26 protein-coding genes are annotated in these 25,885 nt (G+C 60.4%); 15 read left to right on the top strand and 11 right to left on the bottom strand.

Translation table 11 applies throughout. The features are described from left to right. Positions 1 to 483: 483 nt before the first annotated feature. A complete protein-coding gene (locus tag HMPREF3170_RS09255) occupies positions 484 to 1,092 on the top strand; it encodes a cation efflux transmembrane domain-containing protein (protein WP_070479263.1) in 609 nt (202 codons plus the stop codon). Here the strand turns inward: HMPREF3170_RS09255 and HMPREF3170_RS09260 are convergent. Then, positions 1,089 to 1,694, bottom strand: a complete 606-nt coding sequence (locus HMPREF3170_RS09260) for a DNA-3-methyladenine glycosylase I (protein WP_070479264.1) — start codon at positions 1,692 to 1,694, stop codon at positions 1,089 to 1,091. The genes HMPREF3170_RS09255 and HMPREF3170_RS09260 overlap by 4 nt on opposite strands. A 53-nt stretch (positions 1,695 to 1,747) precedes the next feature. On the opposite strand from HMPREF3170_RS09260, the gene HMPREF3170_RS09265 reads away from it, so the two are divergent. Then, positions 1,748 to 2,155, top strand: a complete 408-nt coding sequence (locus tag HMPREF3170_RS09265) for a DoxX family protein (protein ID WP_070479266.1) — start codon at positions 1,748 to 1,750, stop codon at positions 2,153 to 2,155. Further along, positions 2,148 to 2,816 (top strand): zf-HC2 domain-containing protein, encoded by a 669-nt coding sequence (locus HMPREF3170_RS09270; protein WP_070479267.1) that lies wholly within the window; start codon positions 2,148 to 2,150, stop codon positions 2,814 to 2,816. The genes HMPREF3170_RS09265 and HMPREF3170_RS09270 overlap by 8 nt, the downstream gene beginning before the upstream one ends. A gap of 4 nt (positions 2,817 to 2,820) precedes the next feature. Here the strand turns inward: HMPREF3170_RS09270 and HMPREF3170_RS09275 are convergent, their stop codons facing one another. Next, complete coding sequence (locus HMPREF3170_RS09275; RefSeq protein ID WP_070479350.1) at positions 2,821 to 4,377, bottom strand: dolichyl-phosphate-mannose--protein mannosyltransferase; 1,557 nt, start codon at positions 4,375 to 4,377, stop codon at positions 2,821 to 2,823. A gap of 118 nt (positions 4,378 to 4,495) precedes the next feature. On the opposite strand from HMPREF3170_RS09275, the gene rsmI reads away from it, so the two are divergent. The 4 genes from rsmI to HMPREF3170_RS09295 all read left to right on the top strand — a co-directional run bounded on the left by rsmI (position 4,496) and on the right by HMPREF3170_RS09295 (position 10,461). Continuing rightward, a complete protein-coding gene (gene rsmI, locus HMPREF3170_RS09280; RefSeq protein ID WP_070479269.1) occupies positions 4,496 to 5,371 on the top strand; it encodes a 16S rRNA (cytidine(1402)-2'-O)-methyltransferase in 876 nt (291 codons plus the stop codon). Between the two features lie 117 nt (positions 5,372 to 5,488). Continuing rightward, positions 5,489 to 7,306 (top strand): BCCT family transporter, encoded by a 1,818-nt coding sequence (locus tag HMPREF3170_RS09285; protein ID WP_083290957.1) that lies wholly within the window; start codon positions 5,489 to 5,491, stop codon positions 7,304 to 7,306. Between the two features lie 89 nt (positions 7,307 to 7,395). Further along, positions 7,396 to 9,240, top strand: coding sequence for a methionine--tRNA ligase (gene metG, locus HMPREF3170_RS09290; RefSeq protein WP_246814956.1), 1,845 nt, complete (start codon positions 7,396 to 7,398; stop codon positions 9,238 to 9,240). A gap of 27 nt (positions 9,241 to 9,267) precedes the next feature. Then, entirely contained in the window at positions 9,268 to 10,461 is a 1,194-nt protein-coding gene (locus HMPREF3170_RS09295; RefSeq protein WP_141742267.1) for an MFS transporter, read from the top strand. Here the strand turns inward: HMPREF3170_RS09295 and HMPREF3170_RS09300 are convergent. Further along, positions 10,442 to 10,852, bottom strand: coding sequence for a DUF3806 domain-containing protein (locus HMPREF3170_RS09300; RefSeq protein WP_070479272.1), 411 nt, complete (start codon positions 10,850 to 10,852; stop codon positions 10,442 to 10,444). The genes HMPREF3170_RS09295 and HMPREF3170_RS09300 overlap by 20 nt on opposite strands. 12 nt (positions 10,853 to 10,864) lie before the next feature. Between HMPREF3170_RS09300 and HMPREF3170_RS09305 the strand changes: the two genes are divergently transcribed. The 5 genes from HMPREF3170_RS09305 (at position 10,865) to HMPREF3170_RS09325 (ending at position 16,689) form a co-directional block, all read left to right on the top strand. Beyond that, a complete protein-coding gene (locus HMPREF3170_RS09305; RefSeq protein ID WP_070479274.1) occupies positions 10,865 to 11,704 on the top strand; it encodes a TatD family hydrolase in 840 nt (279 codons plus the stop codon). 188 nt (positions 11,705 to 11,892) lie between these two features. Continuing rightward, the gene (locus HMPREF3170_RS09310; RefSeq protein WP_070362808.1) at positions 11,893 to 13,011 is read left to right on the top strand and encodes a resuscitation-promoting factor; all 1,119 of its coding nucleotides are present in this window, start codon (positions 11,893 to 11,895) and stop codon (positions 13,009 to 13,011) included. Between the two features lie 11 nt (positions 13,012 to 13,022). Further along, positions 13,023 to 13,868, top strand: a complete 846-nt coding sequence (gene rsmA, locus HMPREF3170_RS09315) for a 16S rRNA (adenine(1518)-N(6)/adenine(1519)-N(6))-dimethyltransferase RsmA (RefSeq protein WP_070479353.1) — start codon at positions 13,023 to 13,025, stop codon at positions 13,866 to 13,868. Then, positions 13,865 to 14,857 carry a 4-(cytidine 5'-diphospho)-2-C-methyl-D-erythritol kinase gene (locus HMPREF3170_RS09320; RefSeq protein WP_070479275.1) on the top strand — a complete coding sequence of 331 codons (993 nt, stop codon included), beginning with the start codon at positions 13,865 to 13,867 and terminating at the stop codon, positions 14,855 to 14,857. Before rsmA ends, HMPREF3170_RS09320 begins: the two co-directional genes overlap by 4 nt. A gap of 17 nt (positions 14,858 to 14,874) precedes the next feature. Further along, positions 14,875 to 16,689, top strand: a complete 1,815-nt coding sequence (locus HMPREF3170_RS09325; protein WP_070479277.1) for an ABC-F family ATP-binding cassette domain-containing protein — start codon at positions 14,875 to 14,877, stop codon at positions 16,687 to 16,689. Here the strand turns inward: HMPREF3170_RS09325 and HMPREF3170_RS09330 are convergent. Continuing rightward, complete coding sequence (locus tag HMPREF3170_RS09330) at positions 16,686 to 17,327, bottom strand: GntR family transcriptional regulator (protein ID WP_070479279.1); 642 nt, start codon at positions 17,325 to 17,327, stop codon at positions 16,686 to 16,688. The two genes, HMPREF3170_RS09325 and HMPREF3170_RS09330, sit on opposite strands and share 4 nt — an antisense overlap. Before the next feature lie 171 nt (positions 17,328 to 17,498). On the opposite strand from HMPREF3170_RS09330, the gene HMPREF3170_RS09335 reads away from it, so the two are divergent. Further along, entirely contained in the window at positions 17,499 to 17,822 is a 324-nt protein-coding gene (locus tag HMPREF3170_RS09335) for a putative quinol monooxygenase (RefSeq protein WP_070362804.1), read from the top strand. A 47-nt stretch (positions 17,823 to 17,869) separates the two neighbouring features. After that, positions 17,870 to 18,736, top strand: a complete 867-nt coding sequence (ppk2, locus tag HMPREF3170_RS09340) for a polyphosphate kinase 2 (RefSeq protein ID WP_070479281.1) — start codon at positions 17,870 to 17,872, stop codon at positions 18,734 to 18,736. An 85-nt stretch (positions 18,737 to 18,821) separates the two neighbouring features. Here the strand turns inward: ppk2 and HMPREF3170_RS11760 are convergent, their stop codons facing one another. The 6 genes from HMPREF3170_RS11760 to HMPREF3170_RS09365 form a co-directional block, all read right to left on the bottom strand. After that, positions 18,822 to 18,965, bottom strand: a complete 144-nt coding sequence (locus HMPREF3170_RS11760; RefSeq protein ID WP_168156192.1) for a hypothetical protein — start codon at positions 18,963 to 18,965, stop codon at positions 18,822 to 18,824. Continuing rightward, positions 18,962 to 19,750, bottom strand: coding sequence for an HtaA domain-containing protein (locus tag HMPREF3170_RS09345; RefSeq protein WP_070479282.1), 789 nt, complete (start codon positions 19,748 to 19,750; stop codon positions 18,962 to 18,964). The genes HMPREF3170_RS11760 and HMPREF3170_RS09345 overlap by 4 nt, the downstream gene beginning before the upstream one ends. Positions 19,751 to 19,849: 99 nt before the next feature. Beyond that, positions 19,850 to 20,629: a heme ABC transporter ATP-binding protein gene (locus HMPREF3170_RS09350; RefSeq protein WP_070479284.1), complete on the bottom strand. Its 780-nt coding sequence runs from the start codon at positions 20,627 to 20,629 to the stop codon at positions 19,850 to 19,852. Then, positions 20,626 to 21,669 (bottom strand): FecCD family ABC transporter permease, encoded by a 1,044-nt coding sequence (locus HMPREF3170_RS09355; protein WP_070479285.1) that lies wholly within the window; start codon positions 21,667 to 21,669, stop codon positions 20,626 to 20,628. Before HMPREF3170_RS09355 ends, HMPREF3170_RS09350 begins: the two co-directional genes overlap by 4 nt. Beyond that, positions 21,666 to 22,733, bottom strand: a complete 1,068-nt coding sequence (locus HMPREF3170_RS09360) for a heme/hemin ABC transporter substrate-binding protein (protein ID WP_070362799.1) — start codon at positions 22,731 to 22,733, stop codon at positions 21,666 to 21,668. The genes HMPREF3170_RS09355 and HMPREF3170_RS09360 overlap by 4 nt, the downstream gene beginning before the upstream one ends. 14 nt (positions 22,734 to 22,747) lie before the next feature. Beyond that, complete coding sequence (locus tag HMPREF3170_RS09365) at positions 22,748 to 24,652, bottom strand: HtaA domain-containing protein (RefSeq protein WP_083290958.1); 1,905 nt, start codon at positions 24,650 to 24,652, stop codon at positions 22,748 to 22,750. A 94-nt stretch (positions 24,653 to 24,746) separates the two neighbouring features. On the opposite strand from HMPREF3170_RS09365, the gene HMPREF3170_RS09370 reads away from it, so the two are divergent. Continuing rightward, entirely contained in the window at positions 24,747 to 25,184 is a 438-nt protein-coding gene (locus HMPREF3170_RS09370; protein WP_070362797.1) for a hypothetical protein, read from the top strand. Here HMPREF3170_RS09370 and HMPREF3170_RS09375 read toward each other — a convergent pair. Continuing rightward, positions 25,170 to 25,823, bottom strand: a complete 654-nt coding sequence (locus HMPREF3170_RS09375) for a biliverdin-producing heme oxygenase (RefSeq protein WP_070479290.1) — start codon at positions 25,821 to 25,823, stop codon at positions 25,170 to 25,172. The two genes, HMPREF3170_RS09370 and HMPREF3170_RS09375, sit on opposite strands and share 15 nt — an antisense overlap. Positions 25,824 to 25,885 lie beyond the last annotated feature (62 nt).

Here is a 25,885-nt window from a genome sequence, read left to right on the forward strand (position 1 = left end):
TCCCCCGGCCGGCGTGTCGGACACCCGCGATTCCGGCTCGGAGACGGATACACCGAAAGACCACAACGCTCGCTGCGCTCGCGTGGTGGTCTTTCGGTGCTGTGCGTCGGAGAGGTGGATTCGCGCACTGTACGGGCGATCGTTTGACTTCGGAACTATTTTTGTAGACAGCCGTCGCCACCTGGGGAAACGTAAGCATTGGTCGACCGAAGGAGACCTGAAACACGAAATGGTTCCCCGGGTTGGGAACTTTTTGTTCCAGGTCAAGCTGTCCAAGCTGGTCAAGGGAACCATGAAGAGCCATGGCATGTGTATTTAAGGTGTGTCGAGAAGGCCTCGTACCCCGGGTGCTCGCCCGGATGCAGCAGTGTGGAGGGAATCGAGGGAATAACCGTTTCTGTTGGGGTGCAGGAACGGTTAGCACAGAGTGACAAACGTCGCTAGAGTGTCACGCGCACGACAGCCGAAGAAAAGGAGAACACCGTGACCGCGCAGCAGATCCGCCGAGCAGTGCTGGTTGTTGCACTGTTGAACCTTGCGTACTTTTTCGTCGAGTTTATCGCCGCGCTGGCGATCGGCTCTGCCTCGCTCGCAGCGGATTCCGCCGATTTTCTCGAGGACACGGCGATTAACCTACTCGTATTCTTCGCGGTGGCGTGGCCGACGCACCGGCGTCGCATGGCGGGCAGCGTGCTCGCCGGGCTGATTCTCATCCCGGCTGTAGCTGCGGTAGTCATGGTGGTCACCAAGATTCTCAACCCGGTCCCGCCGTCTCCCGAGGGACTGACAGGCGTGGCGCTCGGTGCGTTGGCAGTCAACCTCATCTGTGCGGTGATCCTGCTCAAGCTGCGTGACCAGGGATCCTCCTTGGCGAAGGGGGCATGGCTCGCAGCGCGCAACGACGCACTGGCGAACCTGCTCATCATTGCGGCCGGGTTACTGACGTTCGTGTGGTCCACCGCTTGGTTCGACATCATCGTTGGCGCCATCATCGCAGCGGTGAACTTCTCAGCTGCGAAGGAAGTCTGGGAGGCGTCCCGCGAGGAGTACGACTCGGTGGAGGAAGCCTTCGCAGAGATGGATGACGACTAGCTCCACACCCCGGAGGCTCCTCGCCGGTGCGTGCCGACCAAGTTCGTGTCGATGATGCCGGTCGATTCCATGAGCGCGTACATCGTGACGGGGCCGACGAAGGTGAAGCCACGCTTCTTCAGGTCGCGCGCGAGGCGGCGTGACTCCTCAGACTGGGTTGGAACCTCCTCCATCGTGCGGGGCGTAGGTGTGGTTTCTGGCTGGTAGGACCAGATAAAGGTTGCAAGATCCGTGCCGGATTCCCGCAACTCGCGGGTGGCGGACGCGTTGGTGAGCACCGCCTGGAGTTTGCGCCGGTTGCGGATCAGGGAGGCGTCGTCAAGAAGATGCTCGATTGAGTCCATCCGTGCGAGGGCGTCGGGGTCGAATCCGTGGAAGGCTTCGCGTAGGGCGTCGCGCTTTTGCAGAATGAGCTTCCACGACAATCCGACTTGGAACCCCTCGAGACAGAGGCGCTCGAACATTCCGGCCTCGTCGCGGATGGGCATGCCCCATTCGGTGTCGTAGTAGTGGCGCAGGAGCGGATCGTGTGCGGCCCAGGGTGGGCGGCTGAGTCCGTCGTCGCCGGTGATTGGGAATTGTTGCTTCGTTTCTTTATCCATACGTAGTTTGACGTTTTTCTGTCTAGTTCGGTTCCTTGAGTACTCTAGTGTGCATGAACAGGCCAGCAGTTCGAGATTTTGCGCTCTTAGTCATCCGCGCGGTGCTCGGGATCGTGTTTGTTGCGCGTGGGCACCAGCGCTGGTTTGAGCTGGGAATGCGGCGCACTGCGGAGGACTTTGCGGCGATTGGGGTGCCTCAGCCGACGCTGTCGGCGTACCTGGCGGGATTCGTTGAGCTGGTTGGGGGAGCGTTCCTCGTCATTGGTCTGCTGACTACGATCGTCGCGTCGGTACTTGCATTGTTGGCGGTGGCGGCAACCTACTTCGTGCATTTGAGCAACGGTTTCTTCATTGCCGATGGCGGTATTGAATACACGATGGTGCTCGCCGCGGCGTTGTTCGTGGTCATCGTGTTCGGGCCGGGGCGCGCAAGCTTGGACGGGGTGCTCACACGTGATTAGCCATGACGAGATTCAGGCCTGCCTGTCCGCGCGGCTCGACGGGGAGCAACCATCGCTTGACGACGCCATCGTGGACGCCCACCTGGCGCAGTGCGAGGAGTGCGCCGCGTTTTGGGAGCAGGCGCTTTCCTTGTCGCAGACGGTGCGCTTTGCAGAGGTTGACGGCAATGTGGCTCCTCCGAGCGACCTCGCTGACGCGATCCTCGCTGGGGTCAACGACCCGTGGCACGCGATGATGCAGCGCCGACAAGTCAACGTGATGATTGGCAGAGCCGCGCTGTGTGCGATCGCGGTGTGCTGGATTGTGTGGGCCATCGTTGGGGTCGTCGGTGTGGGCGAGGCGTTGGCGCAGACTCCCGAGGTCGCCGCAGCCACGCTGATGGGGGTTGCGGTCCGCTTCGGCGTGGGCCTGTCGTTGGGGCTCGCGTCCTGGAAGCCTGCCCAGATCCCCGGCATCGTGTTGATCGTGGGGACGATGTTCACGTTTACCCTGGGGTTTGCGGTGCTTGATGCTGTGCAGCGTATCGGAGCAGTGGCACCGATGACGGTCATCGCTCCGGGAATCGCGTTGTTGGCGCTCGCCTGGACGTGGATCGCGGACAAAGGCGTGGCCATGCGCCGCGCGTGGCACTTGCTCAACGCAGACCCGACCGGCCTCTAGCGAACTATTTCCAGCTCGGGAACCACATGAGGGACTCGTAGTAGCCGTCGGTGACTCGAAGGCCGTACAGGATCGGACCCCAGTAGACGAAGCTTGCCGCCACAACGGCGAGGTAGACAATCACGATGATTTGGCCGGTGCGAATCGGGGCGCCGGTCAGCTTCACCAGCCACTTAGGTTCCCGTAGCGTGCCTTTCTTCGCGATGTTTCCGAGCGCCAGCGCGAGCAGCACTGCGGTAAACGGAATGAGCGCGGTGGCGTAGAAGAAGTACATCTGGCGGTCGAACGCCGCAAGCCACGGCAGGAAGCCTGCGGCAAAGCCGATGACTGGCACGATGACGCGGAAGTCGCGTCGGGTAATCCAGACCCACGCTGCCCACAGCAACACGGGGATGGTGAGCCACCAGATCGCCGGGGTGCCGAACAGTGAAATCATTTCGCGGCAGGTGTTGCCGTCGCCGCACTCGATGTCGGTGGAGGAGTAGTAGAGGATCGGGCGTGCTGCGACGAGCCACGCCCACGGCTTGGAGTCCCATGGGTGCGAGTGCCCGCTAGAGCTCGTGAGGGAGCCGTGGAACTCGAGCACGGAGAAGTGGTAATACAGCCATCCAGCAGCGGCATCCGGCAGGTTGGCGAGCCACGGCCAGTCAGAACCTGCGATCGTGCCGTCCGCCAGGGAGTGGCGGTACACAGAAGTCTCAGAGGCGAACCATGCGCGCCACGACCAGATATAGAGGAGTGCGGGCAACAGCACGATCGAGGCGAGTGCAGAGGGCACGTCGCGCACCAGTGCGCCAGCCAGCGGCTTCTCGACGCCATAACGCTTTCGCAGCCACAGATCCCAAAACGCAGACATCAGGCCGTAGAACGCGATGTAATACAACCCCGACCACTTCACGCCCAGGGCGAGTCCGAGCAACACACCGGTAGCGAAGCGCCACCAGCGGAACCCGAGGCGCGGCCCGTACGGACCCGAGGACTGCACAGCACCTGACAGCCAGGCGTCGTGCCAACGCTGGTGTACCTGGCGCATGTCACCTGCGAGCGTCCACGCGGCGGCGACGATGAACAGCACCTGGAAGATGTCCAGCATGCCGAATTTGGCTGCGACCAGCAACACGCCGTCGAAAAGCGCGATGACGCCTGCGATGGCTGCGATCGACGTCGACTGGCTCACGCGTCGGGCGAGCAGGAACGTGAACACGATTACTGCGGTACCAAAGAGCGCTGTCATGATGCGCCAACCCATCGGGGTGTAGCCGAAGACGGTTTCACCAAGCGCGAGGAGCTGCTTGCCCAGCGGCGGGTGCACCACCAGCCCATAACCGGGGTTGGACTCGATGCCGCCCAGCACTGGGTTAAAGGAGCTGCGCACCATGTCCCAGCCCTGCGGCACGTAGTGCTTCTCATCGAAGACCGGGGTGCCAGAAGACGTCGGCTGCACCAGCCCGAGGAAGCGCGTGAACAGCGCGAGGACCGTCAGTACCGTCAGCGTCACGGTGTCCCTGCGATGCCATGGCACACTGACTGGTGCTCCCGGCTGGGGCCTGCCAGGCTTCATCAACGCGGGCGTTGGCGACGCTTCACTCTGGACGGTATCGATGGGCGCATTGGTATTCACGTGAATGGATACTACTGTGTTCGCCGCATTATCTGTAGCTGCACCTAGTATCTAATGCATGGATAGTGCAGACACTCAAGCGACGTTGCAACACCAGTTTCCAACACGTGGGGTAGTGCTGGCCGCTACGCCGCTCGGCAATATTGATGACGCCTCGCAGCGGCTTCAGCACGCACTCGCGAACGCAGACGTGATTGCGGCGGAGGATACGCGGCGCACCCGCGCGCTAGCGGCAGCCTTGGGGGTGGAACCGCGTGGGAAGATCATCTCGAATTTTGACCACAACGAAGAGCAGCGGCGGGACGAGTTGCTCGTGGCTGCTCGCAATGGCGTTGTGCTCGTGGTGACCGACGCCGGCATGCCGATTGTGTCCGACCCTGGCCTTTCACTCGTTGCAGCGGCACACGACGCCGGCGTCCCCGTGACTTGCCTGCCTGGCCCCTCTGCTGTCACGACGGCGCTTGCGCTCTCAGGCTTGCATGTAGGGCACTTCATCTTCGATGGCTTTGCTCCACGCAAGGCAGGCGCGCGGGAAGCCTGGCTCAAGGAGCTTGTGCACCAACCGCGCGCCGTGTGCTTCTTCGAATCACCGCACCGACTGGCACAGACGCTTGCCGACGCCGCTTCGGTCCTCGGCCGCGATCGACGTGCAGCGGTGTGCCGCGAACTGACAAAAACGTACGAAGAAGTAAAGCGCGCGACACTTGGTGAACTCGCCGAGTGGGCCAAGGACGGAGTGAGGGGAGAAGTCACCGTTGTCATCGAGGGCGGTGACGCCGCAACAGCGGAGCCCGAAGACCTTGTGGAACTCGTCTTAGAGCTGGTAAGCGGGGGTATGCGGATGAAGGATGCAGTGAAGACTATCGCGAAGCAGCACGGGGTGAAATCGGGCGAATTATATGACCTCGCTCAGGAAGCTCGCAGCGCGGAATAGTCAGACTTTTTGGCTGAAAATGGGCACTACGTGGACGAATTGGATTAGATATAGCAGCCGAATTCAGTTAACCTGCTAAAGCTTTCTTATTTTCTATGGAATTGAGGAGAATTTTTCATGTCTCAGGGAGACCTGACCCAGGATCCGCATGATCCTGATGCAGAAACTCGGAGTACTGAACAGATAAATTCCGATGAAACCGAAATTGCCGCACCGTCTGCGACGAGCGAGCTTGCCGAGCTCATCGTTGCAGAGCGGCGCGGGGAGCGTAAAGAATCGGTCGACGCAGAGGAGCAGGTTGAGCTTGCTGCGGAGGACGAGAACGCGAAGATTGACTGGAGCATCGTTGTTCCGCTTCTCGTCGTGGTGGCGGCCGTCGTCGCTTGGGGCCTGTTAGCAACAGATAGTTTCTCGCGCTTTGCTGATACGTCCTTCAGCTGGGTGATTAACAACCTTGGCTGGGCGTTCGTGCTCTTCGGCACGATTTTTGTGTTCTTTGTCTTGGTAATCGCGTTTTCGAACTTCGGTACGATCCGCCTGGGCAAGTCGGACGAACAACCGGAGTTTAGAACGTCGTCATGGATTGCGATGATGTTCGCGGCAGGCATGGGCATTGGTCTGATGTTCTACGGTGCGTCTGAGCCGCTGGCGATGTACCGCGATGGTGTCCCTGGCCACCAGCCACACGAAGTGGGCACTGCGCTCGCGCAGACAATGTTCCACTGGAGCCTGCACCCATGGGCGATTTACGCGATCTTGGGCCTTGCGATCGCGTACTCGACGTTCCGCCTCGGCCGCAAGCAACTGCTCTCTAGCGCCTTCATCCCGCTGATTGGTGAAAAGGGCGTGAACGGTTTCTGGGGCAAGCTCATTGATGGTTTTGCAATTTTTGCAACGATTTTCGGTACCGCATGTTCGCTGGGCTTGGGCGCGATGCAGATTAGCTCGGGCCTGAACGCTTCCGGCTTTGTGGATTCGCCGTCGACGAAGCTGACGGTCGGCATCGTGTCCGTCCTGACTCTTGCATTCCTGCTGTCCGCGATGTCGGGCGTCGGCAAGGGAATCCAGTGGCTGTCGAACTTCAATATGGCGATTGCTGCGTTGCTGGCTATTTTCGTGTTCGTCTTCGGCCCAACCGTCAGCACCCTGAACTTCTTGCCGACGGGCGTCGGCGCATACCTGTCCCAGTTTTTTGAGATGGCTGGCCGTACCGCTGAGAACCAGAACGGTGAAGCAGGAGACTTCCTGTCCGGTTGGACCATCTTCTACTGGGCATGGTGGATCTCCTGGTCACCATTCGTTGGCACCTTCCTGGCACGAATTTCCCGTGGCCGCACGATTCGCGAGTTCTGCCTTGGCGTCATGCTGATTCCAGCAGGCCTGTCCACCGTCTGGTTCGCCATCTTTGGCGGCACCGCGATCAAGTTCGAGCAGGACGGTCGTTCCATTTACGGCGAGGGTACCTCGGAAGAGCAGCTCTTCAACCTGCTGCACCAGCTGCCTGGTGGCTTCTACATTGGTATTTTCGCGGTGATCCTGCTGGGTACGTTCTTCATCACCTCGGCTGACTCGGCTTCGACCGTGATGGCGTCTATGTCGCAGAACGGTAAATCGGATGCGAACCCATGGATCGCAGCTGTCTGGGGCCTTGGCACCGCGTTCGTTGGCCTGACGCTGCTGATCGCTGGCGGCTCTGACGCACTGGGCGCGCTGCAGTCTGTGACGATTGTTGCGGCAACCCCGTTCTTGCTCATCCTGATCTTGCTGATGTTCGCGATTGTGAAGGACGTGTCCAACGACACTATTTACCTGGACAAGAAGGAACAGGATCGCTTCAACCGCCAGTTGGCTATTGAACGCCGTATGCACCGCGACCAGCTCGAGCTTGATAGGAAGAAGGAGCAGGTCAAGCGCATGTTGCGTCCGCGTAACTAAGCTCTGACATCCTGCGGTGAATACCGCTCATGGCCCCGATATGACCCGAAACATGGGTTGTGTCGGGGCCATAACTTATGCTTAAGGGCATGACTTCTGCGAAGACTCAAAAAAATATCCTTGTGTGCGTTGCGTGGCCATATGCGAACGGCCCCCGCCACATCGGCCACGTAGCTGGTTTCGGGGTACCTTCTGACGTGTTTGCGCGCTATCAGCGTATGGCTGGCAACAACGTCCTGATGGTCTCCGGCACCGACGAACACGGGACCCCGCTGTTGGTGCAGGCGGACAAGGAAGGCGTGAGCGTCAAGGAGCTCGCAGACCGCTACAACGAACAGATCGTGCACGACTTGGCCGGTTTGGGTCTGTCCTACGACCTGTTTACTCGCACGTCGACTCGTAACCACTATGCCGTGGTGCAGCAGCTGTTTAAGGGACTGTACGCCAACGGTTACATGATCAAGGAGACGACGCAGGGCGCGATCTCTCCTTCGAATGGCCGTACGCTGCCGGACCGCTACATTGAGGGCACCTGCCCAATCTGCGGCGCGACTGACGCTCGTGGTGACCAGTGCGATACCTGCGGTAACCAGCTGGACCCAGCAGATCTGATCAACCCTGTCTCCAAGATCAACGGCGAGACGCCGAAATTTGTTGAGACCGAGCACTTCATGCTAGACCTCCCGGCGCTGCACGACGCGTTGAAGACGTGGCTGAGCACCCGTGAGAAGTGGCGCCCGAACGTGCTGAAGTTCTCGTTGAACCTCTTGGAGGACATGCGTCCGCGCGCAATGACGCGTGACATCGACTGGGGCATCCCTATCCCGGTCGAGGACTGGCAGGACAACCCATCGAAGAAGCTCTATGTATGGTTTGACGCGGTGGTCGGCTACTTGTCTGCCTCGATTGAGTGGGCGGAGCGAAGCGGTAACCCGGATGCGTGGAAGACGTTCTGGCAGGACCCAGAAACGGCGAGCTACTACTTCATGGGCAAGGACAACATCACGTTCCACTCACAGATCTGGCCAGCGGAGCTGCTCGGCTACGCGGGCAAGGGCTCGCATGGTGGGCAAGAACACGAGCTGGGCACCCTGAATCTTCCGACTGAGGTTGTGTCCTCGGAGTTCCTGACCATGTCTGGTTCGAAGTTCTCGTCTTCGAAGGGCGTAGTCATCTACGTCAAGGACTTCCTGAAAGAGTTCGGTGCGGACCCGTTGCGCTACTTCATTGCGGTGGCCGGACCGGAGAACAACGACACGGACTTCACCTGGGACGAGTTCGTGCGCCGTGTGAACAACGAGCTGGCGAATGGCTGGGGCAACCTGGTCAACCGCACTGTGTCGATGGCGCACAAGAACTTCGGTGAGGTTCCAGAACCAGGAGAGCTCGCCGAAGTGGACGAGAAAATCCTTGAATTGGCGGAATCCACGTTTGTTTCCGCAGGCAAGGACTTGGCTGAGGCTCACTTCAAGAGCGCGATCACCAAGACCATGCACGTGGTTGGGGAGACCAACGCGTACATCGCGGACCAGGAGCCGTGGAAGCTCGCGAAGGATCCGGACCAGCGCACTCGTCTGGCGACGGTTCTGTGGACCGCACTGCAGGTGGTCAGCGACTGCAATGCGATGCTGACCCCGTTCCTGCCGCACACGGCGCAGAAGGTACACGAGACCCTCGGCCGGACTGGTGTGTGGGCCGCAGAGCCGTCCATCGTTGAGGTTCGCGATGACGCTGACTACGATCTCGTCGGCGTCGGCCTGCCGGAGCGCGGCCAGACCTACCTCACCATCACCGGCGACTACTCCGAGCAGCAGGCGACATGGAAGCGCGTGCCAATGGAGCCCGGCGTGGCACTGTCGAAGCCGAAGCCACTGGTGGCGAAGCTCGATCCGGAGCTCGGGGAGACCGGCCCGGAGTGGGCGCCTGTGCAGTAACGCTGCGGCAGCGCTAGAGTGCTTCGAGTGTTTGCTCTTGTACTTTTCGTCGCTGTCATTAGTGCCTCACTGAATTTGCGTGCGGGCATTGCCTCCGTCGGGTCTGTACTTGACCAGGTCATCGCATACTATGACGCCCCGGCATGGGTCGGTGGCGTCATCACGGCGATCCCCGGCACGCTCTTCTTCCTGGTCGGTATCTGTGCGGTACCGATTGCGCGGCGGTTTGGCCTCACCCCCGTCATTCTGGGCGCTGCGGGGTTGCTGACCGCGGGCTTGGGCTTGCGCCCCTTCGCACCCGATATCGCGATGTTCTTACTCGCGACGGTGGGCGCGGCCGGCGCCATCGCACTTATGAACGTGTTGCTGCCTGCGTGGATCAAGCAGCACGGTGGGCGCTACATCGTCGCCCTGACTACGGTGTACTCCGTAACCCTGGGCTTATCGTCGGCGGCTGGCCCGCTCAGCGCGTTGGTGACACCCTCGTGGCAGTCGGCACTCGGCCTGTGGGCGGTGACGGCTGTCGTGCAGCTGGCGGTTTGGGTATTTGTGCTCTTCAAATTCGGGAGGGACATCCCCGGGAGCAAGGCTTCGACCCCGCAGGACGGCGCGGTTGCTACGCCAGAAGCGCCGGTGTGGAAGTCGCTCACTGCGGTGGCCTTGATGCTCTTCTTCGGGTTGCAATCAACCAGCGCGTATATCCAGATGGGGTGGTTGCCCGCCATTTTCATTGACGCCGGGGTTGCCCCTTCCACCGCAGCCACGGGACTGGGGCTGCTTGGCGCGGTAGGCATGGTTGGTGGGCTTGTGCTGCCGACGGTCATCTCTCGCGCGCGGACGCTGACGCCGCTGGTGGTGCTGTTTGCGCTCTCGACGGCCACTGGGTATCTCGGTTTGTACTTCGCACCGGCAGCATCACCGCTGGGCTGGAGCTTCCTCCTGGGCTTCGGCGGGTGCTGCTTCCCGCTAGCAATCGCACTGATCCCGGCGCGCACACGCGACCCGCTAGTCACTGCACGGCTGTCGGGTTTTGTGCAGCCGGTCGGGTACGTGCTCGCGGCAACGGGGCCGCTGCTCATTGGCGTGGCCTATGGGCGGATCGGGGAGTTCCAGCCGATCCTGATCGCGTTAGTCATCATGGCGTTGGTCATGGGGGCTGTTGGCATCGTGGCGGCGCGTCACGTCGTTATTGACGACGAGCTTAGTGTTGCAAGCCGCTGAGGAACTGCTCCAGGAACGTGGTGAGTTTGCCGGTTGCGTCGTCGTCGAAGCGGGCGTCGACAACCATGATGGGGGCGGTGTATTTGGGGGAGTTGGTGTCGGCATCGCGGACGACGACGAGGTCCGTGCCGTAGTCATCTTTCAGGAGTTTCCAGGTAAATCCGTAGTCGCGGACGAATGCGTCGCCGAGGGCGGTGCCGACGATACGGGCTGTGTCGCCGCGCGGGTAGCTGCGTTGTGCGTCGCGGGGAAGTGCAAGGAAATCCTCGAGTAACCCTTCGAACCGCTCGATGATTACTCGTGCAGGGCCATTGAGCCCCTGCGCCGCTGCCTCGGCGAGTGCGTTGTCGGTGCTGGTTTGGGTCTGTGCGTCAATCGCGTGGAATGTCATAGGCTCTATCGTATGAGCAAAAAGAAACCTCGCCCGACACCAGTACCAGCAGCCCCTATACCAGGGCTTATCGACGCCCACACCCACCTAGCCTCTACCGGAGCCACCACGCAGGCGGATATCGATGCGACTATGGAGCGTGCGTTGAGCGCCGGTGTGGAGCGGGTATGCACCGTGGGCGATGGGCTCGCGGAAGCAGAGCAGGCGCTTGCCGCCGCGCACATGCATGAGGGCGTGTTCGCAGCGTGCGCGATCCATCCGACGCGAGCCGCCGAGCTCGACGACGCGACGCGGGAACGGCTCACGCAGATGGCCTCGGACGCTCGGTGTGTTGCGGTGGGGGAGACAGGCATCGATACGTATTGGATCCGCCACGACGCCGAGAACACCGCTGACCTTGCCACGCAAGAAGAGGCGTTTCGTTGGCACATTCAGCTCGCCGTGGACTCCGGCAAGGCATTGATGATCCATAACCGTGAGGGGGATGCGGACATGATGCGGATTCTCGCGGATGCGCCGAAACCGGAGCATGTGATTTTGCACTGCTTCTCCTCGCCCCTTGACGTGGCGCGGGAGGCGATTGAGCGTGGCTATGTGCTCTCCTTTGCTGGCAACGTTACGTTTAAGCGCAATGAGGAGCTGCGGGAGGCGGCGGCTCTGGCGCCGGTGGGCCAGCTGCTCATCGAAACCGATGCGCCGTATATGACTCCGGAGCCGTTTCGAGGTTCGCGCAATGAGCCATCGCTGATTGGGCATACGGCACACGTGGTTGCGCAAGCTCGGGGAGTGGACGTCGAGACGCTGGCGAGCGAGGTATCCGCTACCTTCGATCGCGTCTATGGTCTGGGATGATGCTGTGCACGTGTCCGGGAACACACTGAGCGCAAGCAAGCATTGTCGCAGGTCGGCTGTGAGTGGTGTGAATCGCGTGGCGCGAGTGAACGTGTCCACCATGGTGTGCAAACATGTGCTGGTAAAACGGTAGAAGTTACCGTATTGTTATCGAAGTATTATTTCGTGACGAAGGGGAATGACGCTTTATGGGCTCGCGTATCCAGCACAACAACACCGCAACGAAGCGAATCGCCGTCGGGGCACTCGCAGGTGTTGTCATTGCAGCCGGTACCACCACGGCGCTCGCCGCGCAGAAGGACGTCACAGTGGACGTCAACGGTGAGGCGACCTCGCTGAAGACCTTCTCGGGTGACGTCGCGGGTGCGTTGCAGGCTGCGGGCGTTGAGGTCAAGGACAGTGACGTTGTGTACCCGGCGCCTGCTGAGAAGCTGTCGAACGGCGATACCGTGACCGTTCGTACTGCGAAGCCAGTCGCCGTCGTCGTCGACGGGGTGGCAAAGGAAATCACCTCGACAGCGCTGACTGTTGGGGAAGTCATGGACGAGGTGGGTGTGTCCCCGGCTTCCTCGTCGGACCTGGACAAGGACACCAAGCTTGTCGACGGCCTCAATGTCGACGTGACCACCCCGAAGATCATCGCGATCAATGACGGCGGGAACGTGACCTACGCGTCGGTTGCGAAGAAAACCGTAGGCGAGCTCCTCGCGGACCGTGGCATCACCTTCGACTCCGATGATCGTTTGAACCACCCGCTTGATGCCGCGGTGTACCCGAACATGGAGATCGTGCTCGACCGCGTCAACGTGGTGAAGCGTGCTGAGGTCCTGCCAATCGAGGCACCGGTTGAGTACGTCGATGATGAAGAGCTGGAAACCGGCAACGAAGAGGTGCTGGAGGAAGGCAAGGACGGGGAGAAGGAAATTCTCCACGAGACCGTTCTGGTCAATGGCAAGGTTGAATCCGAGGGCATTGCAGGTGAGCGCGAGGTTCGTGCGCCGAAGGCGGCGAAGGTGCGACGCGGTACCAAGGAGTCAGCGAATGCTCCCGCAGTAGCAGCTGGTTCGGTATGGGACACGTTGGCGCAGTGTGAGTCTGGCGGCAACTGGTCCATCAACACGGGTAATGGCTACCACGGCGGCTTGCAGTTCTCTGCGTCGACGTGGGCAGCGTACGGAGGCACCCAGTACGCGCCGACCGCTGACCAGGCGACCCGCGAGCAGCAGATCGCAATTGCCCAGAAAACGCAGGCATCCCAGGGGTGGGGTGCGTGGCCTGCATGTACCGCGCGGATGGGGTTGCGCTAACCTCGTCAGGTATGAGCGAATCCCAACTGCTTGGCCCGGTAGAAATCCGTGAGCTTGCGGCTGCACTAGATGTCACCCCAACGAAACGGCTGGGGCAGAACTTCGTGCACGACCCGAATACCGTGCGGCGTATCGTTGCCGCAGCGGAGCTTTCCCCAGACGACCGCGTGGTCGAGGTCGGTCCTGGTCTCGGGTCGCTGACGCTTGGCCTGCTCGATGAGGCGGCGCACGTGACCGCGCTCGAGATCGATGACAGGCTGGCACAGCAGCTGGGTAAAACGGTGGAGCTTCGAGCACCTTCGGCCGCGCACAAGCTGGATATCGTGCACATGGACGCGCTGAAGACTACGCAGCGTGATGTTCCCGGGGAGCCAACGGCTCTCGTTGCGAACCTGCCGTACAACGTTTCGGTGCCGGTGTTGTTACACCTGCTTGCGGAGTTCCCTTCCATTCGCCGCGTGCTCGTGATGGTGCAGAAAGAGGTCGCTGACCGCCTTGCCGCGAAGCCAGGCACGAAGATTTACGGCGTGCCTAGCGTAAAAGCGGCGTTTTATGGCGAGGTGTCGCAGGCAGGGACCATCGGCAAGCACGTCTTCTGGCCGGCTCCGAATATCGAGTCCGGGCTTGTTCGCATCGACGTCGATCCCGAGCGCGACCGCAGCGTGCGCGACAAGGTCTTCCCACTTATCGACGCCGCCTTCGCCCAACGCCGCAAGACGCTGCGCTCAACGCTCGCGTCGGTGTACGGTTCCCCCGCGGAAGCCGAGTCTGCGCTGCGGGCGGCCGGTATCGATCCTGGACTGCGTGGTGAGAAGCTCGGGGTGGAGGACTTCGTCAGGCTGGGGGAGGCCCGATGAGCAGCAGCACGCGGGAGATTGTTGCATCAGCGCCCGGCAAAGTGAACCTGCACCTCGGCGTCGGCAACGCGCGTGCCGACGGCTACCACGAGTTGGTAACGGTTTTCCAAGCCGTTGAGCGCCGCGAGCGAGTTCGCATCGTCGTCGAGGATGAGGCGGCATGCGTCGAATCTGGCTCCGTGGTCGTTGGGATGCAGACGCACTTCCACGTGGACGTACCGGACGAGGATATCGATACGCCTCGAAACCTGACGTGGCGTGCGGTCGATGCCGTCGTCGACGCCGTGCGGGCCCGCAGTGGCGTGCAAGGATTGTCGTTGCCGAAGGCGAAGCTGGTCGTCGACAAGCATGTGTTTGTGGCAGGCGGGATGGCTGGCGGCTCCGCAGATGCCGCGGCTGGGCTCGTCGCAGCGAACGCCTACGTGGAGCGGTACTGCGGTGAGCGGCTCAGCGAAGAAGATCTTTACGACCTTGCAGCCGGGCTGGGAGCGGACGTGCCGTTCGCACTCCACGGCCACACAGCGCTTGGCACCGGGCGTGGCGACGCCCTCGTTGAGGTCCTCGGACGTGGCACGTACTGGTGGGTGTTTTGCAACCCGAAGATTGGGATTTCGACGGGCAAGGCCTTCGAAACACTCGATGATCTGCGCCACGACAACCCGGCGCTCGTACCGCATTTGGACACGGCCGCGCTGTCGCAGGCACTCGTGACGGGCGACCCGCGCGAGCTAGCGAAGCACCTGCACAACGATTTGGAAGCTGCAGCGGTGGCGATGCGCCCACGCATCGCAGCCCTGATCACACGCATCGAATCCGAAACTGAACTTGTAGCCCGAGCGATCGTTTCCGGGTCCGGGCCGACGATCGCCGCACTGTGCTTCGACGAAGAAGCCGCGCGGACCCTCGAAACGGTGCTGCGTGACAGCGTCGAGGGCGTCGAGGTGTTCTGTACTTCCGGCCCGTCTGCGGGGGCGCAACTCGAGGCGTAGGCTACGATGGGTTTGCTATGGCGAACCTGATCAACCTCGAAAACGTATCCAAAACCTGGGGCTTAAAAACACTGCTCGACGGTGTCTCCCTCGGAATCCAGACCGGCGATCGCATCGGCATCGTGGGCGTCAACGGCGGCGGGAAAACAACGTTGCTTGAGGTGCTCACCGGCATCGAAGCCCCGGACAGCGGGCGCGTGTCGCACAACTCTGACCTACGCATGGCGGTGGTGACACAACGCTTCGAAATTCACGACGACGCCACCGTCGGCGACGTCGTCGTCAAACCCTTGGGTCTCGAGACGTACGAGTGGGCGTCGAATAGCAAGGTGCGAGAGGTTCTCCAAGGAACAGGCGTGGCTGCCCTCGGGCTGGACACCCCGGTCGGGGAGCTTTCTGGTGGTGAGCGGCGCCGCGTGAGCCTCGCCGCGGCCCTTGTGCAGGACTTGGATCTCGTCGTGCTTGACGAGCCGACGAACCACCTTGACGTCGAGGGCGTGCAGTGGCTGGCATCCCACCTCATGCAGCGCAAACTCGCAGTCGTGGTGGTTACGCACGACCGCTGGTTCCTCGATACCGTCGCTACGCTGACCTGGGAGGTCCACGACGGCACCGTCGACGTCTACGAGGGTGGCTACAATGACTGGACGTTCGCCCGCGCCGAGCGTGCCCGCCAGGCCGACGCCATCGAGCAGCGTCGTCAGAACTTGGCGCGCAAAGAGCTCGCGTGGCTGCGCCGAGGCGCCCCCGCACGCACGTCAAAACCGCGCTACCGCATCGAAGCAGCCGAAGCTCTCATCGCGAATGTCCCGCCACCACGCGACAAGGTCGAGCTGATGGCGTTTTCCAAGCAACGCCAGGGCAACGTCGTCATCGAGTTTGAGGACGCCCGTATCGACGCTCCTGACGGGCGCACGCTCGTCGACCACCTCACGTGGCGGCTCGCGCCGGGCGAGCGCATCGGCCTTGTTGGTGTCAACGGTTCCGGAAAGACGACGTTGCTGCGGACGCTTGCCGGTGACTACCCGCTTGCTGCCGGCAAGCGCATCGAAGGCCTGACCACACGGATTGGGTGGCTGCGACAGGAACTCGACGACCTCGACCCAACGAGGACGGTGCTCGACTCTGTGGAGGATGTCGCGCACTACATCACGTTGGGCAAGAAAGAGGTTTCGGCCTCACAGCTCGCGGAGCGCCTCGGGTTCAGCCCGAAGCGCCAGCGCACACCTGTTGGGGACCTCTCCGGCGGTGAGCGTCGTCGGCTCCAACTGACGCGTGTGCTGATGAGCGAGCCGAACGTTTTGCTCCTCGACGAGCCCACCAACGACCTCGACATCGATACATTGCAAGAGTTGGAAGACCTGCTTGATGGTTGGCCAGGGACGCTCGTGGTGATTTCGCACGACCGCTACCTCATCGAGCGTATTGCAGACACCACGTACGCGTTGTTCGGCGACGGAACACTCAGCAACCTGCCGGGCGGGATTTCGCAATACCTCGAGCAGCGAGCTGCCATGGACACCCAAACGGGTCCACTCGATTTGGGGGAGAAGACCGAGAACGCCGAAAAAGCTGCTCCCGTGGAGGAGCCACGGCTTTCATCGCAGGAAGAACGTGAGATCCGGAAGCGGATGAAAGCGCTTGAGCGCAAGATCGCGACGGCAGAAACTCGTGCCAAGGAGTTGGAAGCGCAGATTGCCGACATGTCGGGTGAAGACGCGCCGGATTTCGAAGCGATCGGCGCGAAGACGCAGGAATTGCAGCGCACCAACGATGGCCGCGATGAGCTAGAGATGGAGTGGCTTGAGCTTGGGGAGCAGCTCGAGCACTAAATTGGGTACCCGTTATTGATCTTCTCGATCAGGTCGTTCACAATACGACCCTGCTCGAGAAGTGCTTCCTGCAGGTAGTCGGACGCCTCGTGGCGCTTTTCTTCGCGCAGCAGCTCCACAATGTGCTCGTTGACGGAGATGAACTGGCGGTTAAACGACGGCTGCTGCTGAATAATCGGAAGCGTTGCCAAGCGCATGAACGCGTCAAGCTGGTCCATGGTGTCGCCGAGGGTCTTCGAGCCCATTGCGGAGAGCACCACGTGGTGGAAAGCCTGGTTCACGGCCGTCAGCAGGTCATCGTCGTCCTGAGCGATTGCCTCGCGGGCTTCAGTGTTGAGTTTTTCGAGACGGTCAACATCGAGCTCTTCGCCCCAAAGGAGAGCCGCAGGCTCGATTGCGGCGCGCGCACGGTAGGTGTCAGTGACGAAGTCCGGGGAAGGAGTGGCGAGGAATACGCCACGGTTCGGAATGCGCTCACAAAGACCTTCTGACGTAAGCATTGCAAATGCTTCGCGGAGGGTATTTCTGGATACCTCGAAACGCTCAGCGAGGGCAACCTCGTTGAGCTTCTGGCCTGGGGAGAACTCACCACGCGAAATCGCGCGGCGGACCTCAGAGGCAACGTTTTGAGCAAGCATGGCATCCGTAAGTGTAGAACTATTTATTTAAGCTAGTCAGCAATGGTAAATAGAACCATCGGCCGACAACTGTTACGAGTATAACGCATCTATTGTTGAACAATTAACTGAGCAGCTTCGTAGCCAAAAGCGTCGGCTGACAACAATGCGAGATATGCGTAGGGTGGTGGCATGATTTTGATCAACGTTCGTTACAAGCCACTGCCAGAATACGTCGAGACATTTCGTCAAGAGGTAGAGGAATTCACCAACGCAACCCGCGCAGAGCCGGGCTGCATCTTCTTTGACTGGTACCGCAGTGAAGAGGATAAGAACGAATACCTGCTCATCGAGGCATTCCACGACGATGCCGCGGAAGCGCACGTGAACTCCGATCATTTCCGCGCCGCCCAGGAGCTGTTCCCGAAGATTCTGAAGGAAACCCCGACCATCATCAATACCCTGATCGAGGGTAAGACCGAGTGGGATACCATGGCTGAATTCAAGGTGGACTAGCCGAATCGGCTTAATTTCTCCCCGCTTTATGGGTACGGTTAGTACCTATGAGTGAAGAGAAGAATTCCACCAAGCCCCCGAAACTTTCCAAGAAGGCGTACGAGAAAGAACTCGTACGCCTTCAAGCTGAGTTGGTGGCAATGCAGCAGTGGGTCGTCAAGACCGGAGCGCGTGTTGTCATCGTGATGGAGGGGCGCGACGCGGCAGGCAAAGGCTCCGCAATTAAGCGCATCACCCAGTACCTGAACCCGCGCACCTGCCGTATTGAGGCGCTGCCGAAGCCAACTGAGCGCGAGCAGACGCAGTGGTACTTCCAGCGCTACGTCGAAAAGCTCCCCTCCGCAGGCGAGATCGTCATCTTCGACAGGTCCTGGTACAACCGAGCAGGCGTCGAGCGTGTTATGGGCTTCTGCACCTCAGAAGAGTACCGCCGTTTCCTGCACCAGACCCCGATCTTCGAGCGTCTCCTTGTTGAGGACGGCATCATGTTGCGTAAGTACTGGTTCTCCGTTTCGGATGAAGAGCAGTACAAGCGCTTCCAGTCGCGCCGGAACGATCCGCTCCGCCAGTGGAAACTCTCGCCAATGGACCTCGAGTCCATTACAAAGTGGGAGGACTACTCCCGAGCCAAGGATGAGATGTTTATCCACACGGATATTCCTGCGGCGCCGTGGTACACGGTTGAGTCGGAGGATAAGAAGCGCTCGCGCATCAATGTGATTTCTCACCTCTTGTCGACGATCCCCTACGAGCACATTGACCCTGATCTGCCAGAGATCCCTGAACGCCCAGCAATTATCGACTACGAGCGACCTCCGCGCGACGAGTTCCGTTACGTGCCCGATGCTGCTGCAAAGCTGGAACTCTCCAAGGTGAGCAGCAAGAAAAAGAAGAAGGGCAAGAAGAACTCCTAGTTTGGTGTGTTGCCCAAATGGAGAAACCCAGCCATACCATGAGGTGGCTGGGTTTCTTGTTTTGCGGTCTGTATATCTCTGTATATCAAGGAATCGTTGGTAGCTGGATCCCGAGAATCGTCCCTGCGCCCTGGGCGAGTGCGGCGACGGTCATTACGACGCCAGCGATCGCCATGAGTGAAGTGATCACCGTGGTGATGTGTCCGCCGACGTTATCGACGGCGCTCATACGAGCTTCCCGAGCATCGCCTGGAAACCTGGCTGGCTCGCTGCAAATGCAAGGCCACCGAGGGCCGCGATTGCGGCAAGCACGATTCCGACGATCGCGCCGGTTCCAAGGCTTGATCCTTCCGGCGTGGGAGTGGGCGTCGTCTGTGCGGGAGCATCCTTGAATTTCAGTGCAAGGGCTACCTTGGAATCCGCGAAAGGCTCACCGGCCTTGTACTGCTTATCGAAGATCGCGGAGCCGTCCTCTGTCAGTTTGGTCGGGGTGAAGGTCGCAGCGAATTGGTTGTTCTTGTTAGCCTTCAGCGGCTGTTGGACGTCGAACTCGACGATGCGCTTATCGTCGCCGGTCAACGTGGTGGTCTCTGCACCGGGCATAGCGCCCTTGCGGACATAGTCTGCCTGGAGGAACCCTTTAGCGCCTTCGATGACGACCTTGAAATCAGACAGCTGGATATCCATCGCACCGTGGTGTGCGTTGATACTGATAGCGCCGTCGAGGTCTATGACCCCTTCGCCAGTTGCCGTGAGCTTGGACTCCTTTGCATTTACTGGCAAGGCGAAGTCAACCAGCTTGCTCGCGTCAAGTACCTTTTCTGCCCCATCGGACGCCGTGATGGTTGCTGCGGCAAACGGCTTCTGGATGTAGCTCAGGAATGATCCCTTGATGTTCCAGTTTGCGTGCCCGGACTCGAGCGTTGGGGCTTCCGCGAATGCGCTCGGCGCGACGAGGACAGTAGAAGCAAGGAAGGCAGCGGTGAGGGTTGCCAGAGTGGTGGAGCGAGACATGTACGTCCTTTCATGAGTAATCGCAACCACACCGAATGGTGAGGTTAGGCTAACCTTAAATATTGGTTGGGGTTTGGTCAACGGCCGGGGGTAATGGGGCTAGGTCGCACCTGTCATAGGGGAGCAGTTCACCTCATGAGGCGCGATGAAAACACGATTTCCGTCGTGCAGGACCGTGATAGGCCAGTCGTAGACCTCGCTCAGAATGTGGTCCTGGTAGACCTCGGCCACCGGCCCCGCTGCCGCAACAGCCCCCTGCTTCAAGCACACCACGTGGTCGCAGTACCGCGCAGCAAGCTGAAGATCGTGGAGCACGACGATCACGGTCGCGCCATCACGTGCCAAGGTGCGGGCGACGCCCATCGTCTGCTCTTGGAAGCGCACGTCCATCGCGGCAGTTGGTTCGTCGAGAAACACCACAGGTGTTCGCTGTGCCAAGACTCTGGCAAAGGCCACACGGGCGCGCTCACCACCGGAAAGTGTGAGCATCTCTCGTTCCTGGAGGTGCGTGATGCCCGTCGCGGCGAGCGCTTCGTTGACGATGGTGGCGTCGTCAGGCTGAGTGCCCCACGGATGGCGCCCCATCTCGACGACGTCGCGCACCAAGAACGAAAAGGCGACACTGACATCCTGAAGCATGACGGCACGCGTCCGAGCGAGTTGATGAGCGGTGCACCCAGATGCATCCTGACCCGCAAGCTGGATGCTTCCGCTCGAGAGGGATGTATCGCCGGAGAGCGCAGCGAGCAATGTTGACTTGCCAGCTCCGTTGGGGCCGATGAGACCGGTGACCTCTCCACTCTGCGCGGACATGCTGACATCGTGGAGTATTTCGCGCCCCTGTCTATGGACTGTGACATGTGAAGCGGTAACTGTCATTGTGCATGCCCCTTTCGCATCATCTGCCGCAGCAGGAAGAAGAAGGTCGGCCCGCCAATCAGCGCTGTGAAAATACCGATTGGCAGGTCAGCGAATGGAATGATTGTGCGGGAGAGGATATCGCCAGCACCGATCAAAAGCGCGCCACCGAGTGCAGAAGCCGGGACAAGCACCGTATTGGACGGGCCGACCGCAGTGCGCACGATATGTGGGACGACGAGTCCTACGAACCCGATCAACCCAGCGAAGGAGACTGCTGCGGCTGTAAGCAATGTCGATAGTGCGATCGCCAACATGCGCAGGCGTGCGACGTTGATGCCTACATGGAATGCAGCTTGGTCGCCCAAAGCGAGGATGTCGAGCTTGCGCACAAAACACATGGCACATGCCAATGCGAAGGTGACGACGGCAGCTACCACCCCAGTTTGCGCCCAACTCGCCCCAGCGAGACTGCCCATCTGCCAGAAAACGATCTGTTCCCGCGCCGTGGTAGGGGCGATGAATGTGAGTGCTGAAATGCATGCGCCGCAGATAGCGTTCGCTGCGATGCCTACTAGAACCAGGTTCAGGACGCGGACTCTGCCACCTGAACGCGCTAGCTGGTACACCACCACGGTGACGAATATGCCCGTTGCGAACGCGAAGATCGGCACGGTCATCGTTCCGAATGTGGTGATGCCGAATACGGTGGCGATAGCTGCGCCTACACCTGCCCCGGTGCTGACGCCAACGACGCTTGGTTCTGCTAGGGGGTTGGCAAATACGGACTGCATGAGCGCCCCGCCTGTTCCCAGTGCCGCGCCGACGCAGAGTCCTAGAACGAGCCTCGGGATGCGGATTTGCCACAATACTGATGCTTCGAGTGTGGACGCTGACATTGGCCCTGCGGTAAGGATCGGCCAGAGCTCGCCGGGGGAGAACTCAAACTGGCCTACAACGAGAGAGGCAATGGCCGTGAGCACTAGCAGGGAAGCGGTGGCTGCGAAAAGCACAATTCTTCCAATGCGTCGTGCATGGATTGCTCCGTGGTGCTCGCTCATAGCTGCTCTCCGTAGAGAGCGTGCGCCGCGCGCAGCAGCAGTTCGCCAGTTTGAGGTCCGAACGCAAGTGAGTCACCGTCGGGAAGCGCCAGGACTCGCCGGTGCTGCCCCGCGGTGGTTTGTGCGACGCCGGGACGTTGGAGGAGGCCTTCAATATCGCCTGTGGACTGGAGCCCACCGTTCATCATGACGAACACTTCGGGGTTTACCTCGGCGAGCGCCTCAGGGCTTGCAGGCGAAGGCTGACCGATGCCGTGCTCGGAATTGACGTCCCTGCCACCTAGAGCAGTGATGAGTTCTTCAGTTCCTTCTTCACGCCCGAGTAGATAGAAGACGCCACCGGTGCCGCGAGCATACAAAAACGACATTCGCAGTGGTTCTTCAGGTGCCACCGCAGCGATTGCGTCGAGCGCTTGCTGGACTTCTTTCTCGCTGCGTTCGGCGAGGAGGCGGCCTGCCTCAGGCTCACCGACGAGGGTTGCCACATTAGTGATGTCCTCCGCGATCGAGGCCAGCGAACGCGTCGGCTCCAGCATCACAGTGGTGATACCGGCTGCCCGTAGCTGGTCGATCGCCTCAACTGGTCCTACTGAGCGGTCGACAAGCACCAAGGTGGGACGAAGATTCAGAATGGCCTCGACGTTGAGCGAATGCCCGTTTTCCGTGACTACGGGCAGATGCGCAAGCGACGGCTCCGAGGAACTTACGGTCCGCCCGACGATGTTGTCTGCCATGCCGACACCACGAAGCGTCTTGGTGAATGTGCCGTATAGGTCCAGTGCAAGGATGCGGGAGGTATCAGTAATGGTGACGTCGTAACCGTCCGCATCGGTCACTTCGACGGGCAGAGCTTGTTCCCGTGGCGTATCGATTGGCTCGACCTCGGAGATCTCAGAGACCATCGAAACCCCTTGCGCCTGGTGTGGGTCCCCGTTTGTCTGCAGCGACTCCGCGAGCTCGTTGGTGGTGTGTTGTGTTGGGTTGTCCCACTCCGCACACCCGCCGAGGCTCAGCGTTATCGCAGTCGCGGTAACCAAGGAAAGAGTGGTTTGCAGCATTTTCATAGTGTCATATCTCCCTATCCAATGACCGCGAATCTGATGAGCGCACCGCCTGCGCCAAGCAGCGAGGCAATGAGCACCAAGAGCGTCGCGACGGTCGCGTCATCCCAACCATCCGCCCCTGTACGCGAATTGGGCGCGGTGTTTTTAATCTGGAACTTTCCGCCTTCTGGCTGATCAGAGGACGAAACAGTTGCGTCCCCCAAATGCTCGTCGAGAACGCTTCCGCGGGAAGGCGTAGACGAGGATGTTGTAGACTTCCGAAGTTTCGCGCGAGCGTCGGCCCCCGCCGCATTGTTGGATGGAGAGGACGCCCCTCCGATGGAGCCCTGGCCTTCGGCGCAGTTAGCCGATCCGCCGAGTTGAGCGGTGAAGTGAATTGTGTCGAGCGGATCGCCAGGAGGGTAGAACTGCCCAAACGCTTCCGAACCTGTGCTCGTAAGCGTTGCTTCTGCTGTACCGGTTACCGCAGAGTCGCTCACATCGAGGTTCGTGAAAGTGAGGTCTGCGATGGCGATGCGCCCGTAGTCGCGGGGGTCGCCTTCCATGGTGTTCGACGTCGCGTTGAGGATCAGCTGGCCGGTATTGCCGGAGAACTGGATTTCCATGTTGGAAAAACGAGTGTCCAATACGCCCCCGTGCCCGGTAAAACGGATCGAACCGGGGTAGAGGATGGACCCCGACCGCGTCGCAGAATCAACTGCTCCCGAATTGCCGTTGAAAGTAAAGGTGTTACCGCTGTCTCCAACGCCTTGGAGCTCCCACTTTCCTTTCGCGATATTGCCACGGATGTATGTACGGAACGACTGCCGGATTCCCCACTGTGCCTCAGCAGAGGTGACTCCGTGTGAGGTGCCAGCATCACAGACGGTATTTGAAGATGCATTACCGCCTGACGGTGCTGTGGCTGAGGCATCGCGATTGCTGTGGGCCGATGCGTTGCTCGATGGGGAAGTCGGCGCTGATGCTTGGTTGCGCGCCGGGGCCGTGTTGGCAGCCGAAGCAGTCGTCCCCGGCGCCGTCGAAGAGCGGTTGGGACGGGCTGACTGTTGCGACGATGTAGCGCGCTCGTGTAACGACGTTGCGCTTCGCAAGACCTTGTCGGCGTTGGTAAACAGCCCGTTGACCTCGATGAGCGTGTCGTTTACCTGTCTGAGCCAGAAAGCCGGTCCGCTTGTCGCCTTTGAACGTGTGGCGCCACTGTGCCCCTGAGCAGCTGCGTTGCTATTGTCTCCTGATGGGGACCCGAGTGTGAAGTCCGGGACTGGTCCGGCACCCGAAGCCTCCGTGAGTGAGAGATCGATACTGATCGGGTCGAGGGGCTCGCCTGCTTCGTAGAATCCGGCGAAGATAGTTTCCCCAGAAGCGGTAAGTGAGGTGTGGCCGCTTATTGTCACTTGGCTTGCGGTGAAGTCCGGTGCGGCGTCAAGGGTGATGGTGGCCAGTACTTCTTTTTGTCCTTCTTCGACAGGGCCCACAGCTCCTGCGCCGACATACTTCCGTGTGCTGTAGTCCACCCGGAGTTCTGCGTTAGTGCCGTTGACCACCAAGATCGGGTTGCTGAGCGTCAGCTCGAGAGAGCCATCGTGGCCACTGAAGTGGACTGAGCCGGTGAAGTTGAATTGTCCGGAGGATGGGCCAGTAATCGCGGAGGATTCGGCTGGGAATTGGAATGCCGTCCCTGAGCGAGTTGCCCCTTCATCTGTGGAGATGGACCCCTTGGCGACGCCGGTTTCGATGTACTTACGGAACGATTCTCGCACACCCCAATCCATTGTTCCCGTGGATACAGTGCGGTGTGACGCGGTTTGTTCCTGTGCCGGAGCAGGGGGAGGGGTAATGAGGAGCGGGCTGAACGCTGTTGCTGCAAAGCCAAGCATGCTGGCAGAAGCGGCCAACGTGCATACGTAGCGGATAGACATAGTTCTTGGAAAATACTCTTCGTCGTCGGGATAAATGAGGGTAAGCTTACCTAATTAAAGTTAGGTGAGCATAGCCTTATGAAAGGGTGTTGTTGTGGTAGTGGACCAGGAGCCTGTAACCGAGCTCATTCCAGTCGTCTCAGAGGTGTCTCAAGGGCGGTTCGCGCCGTGGGAGCGTGCACTGTCGGCTGTAATTGCTGGCGTAGTGGTCTTTGGTGTGAGCGCCGGAAATCTGTGGGTAAGCTCCTTGGCCTGCTTGGGGTTGGTTGCACTAGTTTTTGCGCTGGCTGCGCTGCCGTCGCGACGTCGTTACCAGGCATCACCGCGCGGAGGTCGTCGCTCCGGGTTTCTCGTTGGTGTGGTGTGGGCTGGGGTGGTTGCAGTCTCGCTGGTGGTGTTGTTCGCCGTGCCTGAGCGCTACACCCTTACCGGGGGCGTGCTTGCCGCCTTTGTGGCGGCAAGTGCCGTGTGGGGTGTGTTTGCGTATCTCGACAGCAGTGACGCCAAGCGTCGAGGGCTAGTCGAGTCGTGATGTGAGCTCCTGGAACACCGCTTCATTCAGCGTGAAGACGTGCTTTGCTGTCTCGATGAGTTGGGTGCGTTCGTCGTCGCTCAGTTGCATGGCGTCCAGGGATGCTTTGTATTGCGCACGATATGGCGGGATTTTCCCAATCGCGGAAAAGTCGTAGAAGTTGAGGGCGTTATCGCCGAGGTTGTATTCGCGGCGAAATACCCGGGCAAGCGCCTGACCACCAGCGATGTCGCCGAGGTAGCGAACGTAGTGGTGTGCTATCACCTCGGGGCCGTTGTTGGGGGTGAGTGCGTTGAGTTCGGCAACGTAGCGTGACGTTGCCTCGAGTGGGTGATGGTGATTTTGCCAATCCGCGCCGAGTAGCGCTGTGAGGTCGGCGGAGATTGCGTCTACCCGCTCAAGTCTCGGGTCGGCGATCTGGGCTACGGCATGGTGAGTGGCTGTGCGGCGCACCGCGGCTTCGAGTGCGGAATAGATGTGGAAGTACTGCACGGTGAGCTCGGCGACGGCTGTTGCGCTGAGCTGACCTCCGCTGAGGTTAGACATGAAGCGGGAGGTCTCGGCACTTGCGTGTGCGGCTGTGGTCTGCTCCTTCAGGGCGACGGACAGTGGCATCTGTGTAGGGGCGATGAGGGTCATCGGTGACTCCGATCGTGCGTAGGTGGGGAGCGAGCGCTCCAAGCTGACGCACCAATAGTAAG

This window comes from Corynebacterium sp. HMSC08D02, assembly GCF_001807505.1.
Classification (GTDB): Bacteria; Actinomycetota; Actinomycetes; order Mycobacteriales; family Mycobacteriaceae; genus Corynebacterium; species Corynebacterium pseudogenitalium.

Bases quoted from the DNA above. Each gene is read 5' to 3' on its own strand.
- HMPREF3170_RS09260 (WP_070479264.1), bottom strand. From the start codon at position 1,694: ATGGATAAAGAAACGAAGCAACAATTCCCAATCACCGGCGACGACGGA.
- ppk2 (WP_070479281.1), top strand. From the start codon at position 17,870: ATGAGTGAAGAGAAGAATTCCACCAAGCCCCCGAAACTTTCCAAGAAG.
- rsmA (WP_070479353.1), top strand. From the start codon at position 13,023: ATGAGCGAATCCCAACTGCTTGGCCCGGTAGAAATCCGTGAGCTTGCG.
- HMPREF3170_RS09300 (WP_070479272.1), bottom strand. From the start codon at position 10,852: ATGACATTCCACGCGATTGACGCACAGACCCAAACCAGCACCGACAAC.
- HMPREF3170_RS09335 (WP_070362804.1), top strand. From the start codon at position 17,499: ATGATTTTGATCAACGTTCGTTACAAGCCACTGCCAGAATACGTCGAG.
- HMPREF3170_RS11760 (WP_168156192.1), bottom strand. From the start codon at position 18,965: ATGAGCGCCGTCGATAACGTCGGCGGACACATCACCACGGTGATCACT.
- HMPREF3170_RS09325 (WP_070479277.1), top strand. From the start codon at position 14,875: ATGGCGAACCTGATCAACCTCGAAAACGTATCCAAAACCTGGGGCTTA.
- HMPREF3170_RS09345 (WP_070479282.1), bottom strand. From the start codon at position 19,750: ATGTCTCGCTCCACCACTCTGGCAACCCTCACCGCTGCCTTCCTTGCT.
- HMPREF3170_RS09320 (WP_070479275.1), top strand. From the start codon at position 13,865: ATGAGCAGCAGCACGCGGGAGATTGTTGCATCAGCGCCCGGCAAAGTG.
- HMPREF3170_RS09265 (WP_070479266.1), top strand. From the start codon at position 1,748: ATGAACAGGCCAGCAGTTCGAGATTTTGCGCTCTTAGTCATCCGCGCG.
- HMPREF3170_RS09360 (WP_070362799.1), bottom strand. From the start codon at position 22,733: ATGAAAATGCTGCAAACCACTCTTTCCTTGGTTACCGCGACTGCGATA.
- metG (WP_246814956.1), top strand. From the start codon at position 7,396: ATGACTTCTGCGAAGACTCAAAAAAATATCCTTGTGTGCGTTGCGTGG.
- HMPREF3170_RS09355 (WP_070479285.1), bottom strand. From the start codon at position 21,669: ATGAGCGAGCACCACGGAGCAATCCATGCACGACGCATTGGAAGAATT.
- HMPREF3170_RS09305 (WP_070479274.1), top strand. From the start codon at position 10,865: ATGAGCAAAAAGAAACCTCGCCCGACACCAGTACCAGCAGCCCCTATA.
- HMPREF3170_RS09285 (WP_083290957.1), top strand. From the start codon at position 5,489: ATGTCTCAGGGAGACCTGACCCAGGATCCGCATGATCCTGATGCAGAA.
- HMPREF3170_RS09275 (WP_070479350.1), bottom strand. From the start codon at position 4,377: ATGAAGCCTGGCAGGCCCCAGCCGGGAGCACCAGTCAGTGTGCCATGG.
- HMPREF3170_RS09310 (WP_070362808.1), top strand. From the start codon at position 11,893: ATGGGCTCGCGTATCCAGCACAACAACACCGCAACGAAGCGAATCGCC.
- HMPREF3170_RS09375 (WP_070479290.1), bottom strand. From the start codon at position 25,823: ATGACCCTCATCGCCCCTACACAGATGCCACTGTCCGTCGCCCTGAAG.
- HMPREF3170_RS09330 (WP_070479279.1), bottom strand. From the start codon at position 17,327: ATGCTTGCTCAAAACGTTGCCTCTGAGGTCCGCCGCGCGATTTCGCGT.
- rsmI (WP_070479269.1), top strand. From the start codon at position 4,496: ATGGATAGTGCAGACACTCAAGCGACGTTGCAACACCAGTTTCCAACA.
- HMPREF3170_RS09350 (WP_070479284.1), bottom strand. From the start codon at position 20,629: ATGACAGTTACCGCTTCACATGTCACAGTCCATAGACAGGGGCGCGAA.
- HMPREF3170_RS09365 (WP_083290958.1), bottom strand. From the start codon at position 24,652: ATGTCTATCCGCTACGTATGCACGTTGGCCGCTTCTGCCAGCATGCTT.